General features: G+C 72.0%; 5 protein-coding genes and 1 pseudogene. 3 read left to right on the top strand and 3 right to left on the bottom strand.

Translation table 11 applies throughout. The annotated features are described in order from the left end of the window. From AC2W7C_RS13545 to AC2W7C_RS13535, 3 genes are all read left to right on the top strand, one after another. The coding region (locus tag AC2W7C_RS13545; RefSeq protein WP_486001907.1) for an FAD-dependent oxidoreductase at positions 1-512 on the top strand (512 nt) is incomplete at its 5' end. A 35-nt stretch (positions 513-547) separates the two neighbouring features. Then, the gene (locus AC2W7C_RS13540) at positions 548-1,108 is read left to right on the top strand and encodes an FAD-dependent oxidoreductase (RefSeq protein WP_486001906.1); all 561 of its coding nucleotides are present in this window, start codon (positions 548-550) and stop codon (positions 1,106-1,108) included. Positions 1,109-1,124: 16 nt separating this feature from the next. After that, entirely contained in the window at positions 1,125-1,550 is a 426-nt protein-coding gene (locus AC2W7C_RS13535) for a DUF6491 family protein (protein WP_486001905.1), read from the top strand. A 15-nt stretch (positions 1,551-1,565) separates the two neighbouring features. Here the strand turns inward: AC2W7C_RS13535 and scpA are convergent. The 3 genes and pseudogenes from scpA to AC2W7C_RS13520 form a co-directional block, all read right to left on the bottom strand. After that, positions 1,566-3,634: pseudogene (gene scpA, locus AC2W7C_RS13530) on the bottom strand (methylmalonyl-CoA mutase); the annotation flags it as partial. Positions 3,635-3,701: 67 nt separating this feature from the next. Then, positions 3,702-3,848, bottom strand: coding sequence for a hypothetical protein (locus AC2W7C_RS13525; protein WP_486001904.1), 147 nt, complete (start codon positions 3,846-3,848; stop codon positions 3,702-3,704). Next, the coding region (locus tag AC2W7C_RS13520; RefSeq protein WP_486001903.1) for a methylmalonyl-CoA mutase family protein at positions 3,845-4,732 on the bottom strand (888 nt) is incomplete at its 5' end. The genes AC2W7C_RS13520 and AC2W7C_RS13525, both read right to left, overlap by 4 nt.

The following is a 4,732-nucleotide window of genomic DNA, read 5'->3' as shown; positions in this document are numbered from 1 at the left end:
CGTGCGTCGCCGTCGTCGGAGCCGGCGTCGCGGGCGCCGCGCTGGCTCGGGCCTTCCGGGCGCTGGGCTTCGCGCCCATCGTGATCTCCGCCGGGGACGACAACGCCGCCTCGGGATTCCCGGCCGCCCTGGTGACGCCGAGACTGGACGCCGGCGATCAGGACATCGCCCGCCTGTACGCCGCGGCTCTTGAACGGGCCGGAACCCTCTACCGCGCCGTTCCCGAGGCCCTGACGCAGGAGGGCGTCCTCCAACTGGAGCAGTCGCCCCGGGACGCCGCGCGCTTCGCCAAGATCGCCGCGCAGGACCTCTGGCCGGCCGGCGCGATGACGACACTGGACGCACGGGCCTGCACGGAGCGGCTGGGAGAAGACGTGGACCGGGGCGGCCTGCTCATGAGTGACGCCCTAGCCATCCGTCCCCGGCCCGTGCTCGACGCCTGGCTGGCGGAGGCGGAACGGGTCACGGCGACGGTCGCGCGCCTGGAGCCGGCCCGGACGGCTGGCGGCTGACCGACGCCGCGGACAGGCCGATCGCCGAGGCCGACGTGGTCGTGCTGGCGGCGGGCTGGGGCAATGCGGCGCTATCGCCGTTGCTGTCCCTGTCGCCCGTGGCGGGTCAGGCCGATTGGGTCGAAGGGTTGCAAACGGCGGACATCGGCGCGGTGGCCTGGGGCGGGTACGCCGTTCCGACGGGAGCCGGGCTGCTGTTCGGCGCCACTCACGATCGCGGCCGGACCGATCCCACGGTCAGCGCCGAAGCCTCCCGTCGCAATCACGACGCGCTGCGCGCCCGGCTGCCCGTCCTTGCGGAGACGGTCGGCGCTATGCCCCGCCCGCGCGCCCGCGCCGCCGTTCGAGCGACCACGCCCGACCGGCTTCCGCTGGCGGGGGCCCTGAGCGACGGCCTGTTCGTGCTGGGCGGCCTGGGCTCGCGCGGTTTCTGCGCCGCTCCGCTGCTGGCCGAACACGTCGCCGCCCTCGCGACCGGCGCCCCGTCTCCCCTGCCGTCGGATCTGGCCGCCCGGGTCGACCCGTTACGATTCTCTATTGACGAAGGGGTTGCGAAACGCGGGCCGAAGGTGGACGGTTCGCCCCCGGGGAGCTGAGCTGAGGGAGCTATTCATGCGTACGACCATCCCGGCCGCTCTCGGCCTTCTCACCGTCCTGGCCGCCTGTGCGCCGATCGCCGAAACCGCAAACAGCGAGACCGCGAGCGGCGAGACGACGACGCGCGCCCGGCAGTGCTTCAACATCCAGCAGGTCGACAACTTCCGGCAAGGCAGCCGCGACCAGATCTTTCTGCACGTCGGCCGCAACGACGTCTACGAACTGAACGCGGCCGGCGGTTGCAACGACCTGGACTTCGCCAACCGCCTGGCGATCAGGCCCGACTTCGGCGGCGCGACGGGAAGCCGCCTGTGCTCCGGGGACTGGGCGCGCGTGACCGTCCCGGGGGCGCCGGTCCCGACCACGACCTGCCGCGTCCACATCAGTCGCAAGCTCACGGCCGAAGAGATCGCCGCCCTGCCGGGCGCCCACAGGCCCTGAGGCGCCGAGGCCTCGCTAGCCCTTCTGGGCGTAGCCGAGGCGTCGGTTCAGCTTCTCGATCAGATCGATGGCCGTGTCGGCGACGACCGAGCCGGGCGGATAGACCGCGGCCGCGCCGCTCTCCAGCAGCGGCTGCACGTCGGAGGGCGGAATCACCCCGCCGACCACGATCATGATGTCCGGCCGCCGAGCTTCTCCAGCTCGGCCTTCAGCTCCGGTACGAGCGTCAGGTGGCCCGCCGCCAGGGAGGAGGCCCCGACGGCGTGGACGTTTCTCTCCACCGCCTCCTGCGCCGCCTCGGCCGGGGTCTGGAACAGGCTGCCGGCGGTGACGTCCAGGCCCAGATCCCCGTAGGCGGTGGCCACCACCTTCTGGCCGCGGTCGTGACCGTCCTGGCCCAGCTTGGCGATCAGGATGCGCGGAGGGCCGCCGTCGTTTTCCACGAAGGCGGCGACCATGTCGCGCGCCCGGCTGAACTTCGGGTCGTCGCCGGCCGCCTTCGCATAGACGCCCGAGACGGTCTTCACCGTCGCCACGTGACGGCCGAACGCCGCCTCGAGCGCGTCCGAGATCTCGCCCACCGTGGCCTTGGCCCGCGCCGCCTCGACGGCCAGCTGCAGCAGGTTGGCCTTGCCCCTGGCGCCCGCGGTCAGGGCGTCCAGCGCGGCTTGCGTCGCCGTCTCGTCGCGCTCGGCCCGCAGGCGCTTGAGCTTCTCGATCTGCGCGGCCAACACGGCGGCGTTGTCGACCTTCAGCATCGGGATGTCGTCGGGCGTGTCGCTGAAATAGCTGTTCACCCCGACCACCGTCTGCTGGCCGGTGTCGATCCGCGCCTGGGTCTTGGCCGAGGCTTCCTCGATCCGCAGCTTGGGAATGCCGGCTTCGATGGCCTTGGCCATGCCGCCCAGGGCCTCGACCTCGGCCATGTGGGCCCGAGCCCGCTCCGCCAGCTCGTGGGTCAGGCGCTCGACGTAGAAACTGCCGCCCCACGGATCGATGACCTTGGTCAGGCCGGTCTCCATCTGCAGCAGGATCTGCGTGTTGCGGGCGATCCGGGCCGAGAAGTCGGTCGGCAGGGCCAGGGCCTCGTCCAGCGCATTGGTGTGCAGGCTCTGGGTCTGCCCGCCGGCCGCCGCCATGGCCTCGACCATGGTCCGGCTGACGTTGTTGAACACGTCCTGGGCCGCCAGCGACCAGCCCGAGGTCTGGCAGTGGGCGCGCAGCGACAGCGAGCGGGCGTCCTTGGCCCCGAACTTCGCCACCGCCTCCGCCCACAGCAGGCGGCCGGCGCGCATCTTGGCCACCTCCATGAAGTAGTTCATGCCGATGGCCCAGAAGAAGCTGAGACGCGGCGCGAACCGATCCACGTCCATGCCCGCGCCCACCCCGGCCTTCAGATACTCGATCCCGTCCGCCAGGGTGTAGGCCAGCTCCAGGTCGGCGGACGCCCCCGCTTCCTGCATGTGGTAGCCGCTGATCGAGATGGAGTTGAACTTCGGCGCATGCTCCGCGGTCCAGGCGAAGATGTCCGAGATGATCCGCATGCTCGGCTCGGGCGGGTAGATGTAGGTGTTGCGGACCATGAACTCCTTGAGGATGTCGTTCTGGATGGTCCCGGTGAGCGCCGAGTGCGCCACCCCCTGCTCCTCGGCCGCGACGATGTAGAGCGCCAGCACCGGCAGCACCGCGCCGTTCATCGTCATCGACACCGACATCTGGTCCAGCGGGATGCCGTCGAACAGGGTCCGCATGTCGTAGATGCTGTCGATGGCCACGCCGGCCATGCCGACGTCGCCCTTCACGCGCGGATGGTCGGAATCGTAGCCCCGGTGGGTGGCCAGGTCGAAGGCGATCGACAGGCCCTTCTGACCGGCGGCCAGATTGCGGCGGTAGAAGGCGTTGGACTCCTCCGCCGTCGAGAAGCCGGCGTACTGGCGGATGGTCCACGGATTGCCCGCGTACATCGTCGGATAGGGCCCGCGGTGATAGGGCGCGATCCCCGGCAGGCCGTGGATGAACTCCAGCCCGTCCAGCGCCGCGGCGTCGTAGGCGGCGGGGACCGTCAGCCCCTCGGGCGTGGTCCAGGGGTCGCGCGCCGGCCGGCGCCGGTCGGCGACAGGTCCAGGGCGATGGTGGAGAAGTTCGGCGCGCTCATCGGCCGGCCTCCTGGGCTTCGAAGGGCGCGGCGAGACGGATTGGCGCCAGCGGCACGCACGCGTCGCCCCCGCCGTCCGGAGTTCTGGACGTCTCGGTCTCGACGGAGGTCGGACGCGGATCGGGATCGACGAATTTGGTCACGCCCACCATCTGGCGGGCGCCGTCGGCGAGGGCCTTCTCCAGGCCCGCCGGGCCCGGCCGACCCGCGGCTGGATCAGATGCCCGCGCAGGGCCTCGACGATCCCGCCCTCAGCCTCGATGAGCTGGAACTCGGCCCAGGCGGCCTCGGCGAGTCCCGGGTGCGGTGATCCAGGAACCAGGAGCCCGCCGCCGGATCGTCGACCCGGCCCAGGTGGGCCTCCTCCATCAGGACCAGCTGGGTGTTGCGGGCCTGGCGGCGGGCGAAAGCGTCCGCCCGGCCCCCAGCCCGGGTGAAGCCGTCCAGCACCACCGCGTCCGCGCCGCCGAACCGCGCCGGCGAACCCGGCGGCGGTGAGCCTGAGCAGATTGGGCCACGGGTCTCGGGCCGAGAGCATGCGCCGCGAGGACCGCGCCTCGATCGCGGCCGGGACCTCGGCGCCGAACGCTCCGGAGATCGACCGCCAGATCAGGCGCAGCGCCCGGACCTTGGCAAGGCCGTCGAAATACTCCTGGTCGACCGCGACGCCGAGCACCGTCCCTCTCAGAGCCTGGTCCGCGCTCAGGCCCGCCGCCATCCCGGCCTTGATTAGGGCGACGGCGCTGGCGGCGGCGAAGGCCAGCTCCTGGGCGATCGAGCCGCCGGCCTCGTGCGCCACGCGGCCGGACGCCAGGAAGAAGGCCGCCTCGGGATAGGCGCCCGCGTGACGCGCCGCGGTGTTGGCGGCCAGGGTCAGGTGCTCTTCCATCGACCGGGGTGCCTCCCCGGCCTCGGCGAAGGCCGACACCGGGTCCATATGGAACATCAGCTTCGCGCGCGGCGCGCCCTTGGCCGCCACGGCCAGCGCATTGGCCGCGTCGGGTCCGTCCAGGCCGGCGTCCAGGCC

This window comes from Brevundimonas sp. CURTG3B2_SDJG, from assembly GCF_057364705.1.
This window is presented reverse-complemented; position numbering and strand designations above follow the sequence as displayed.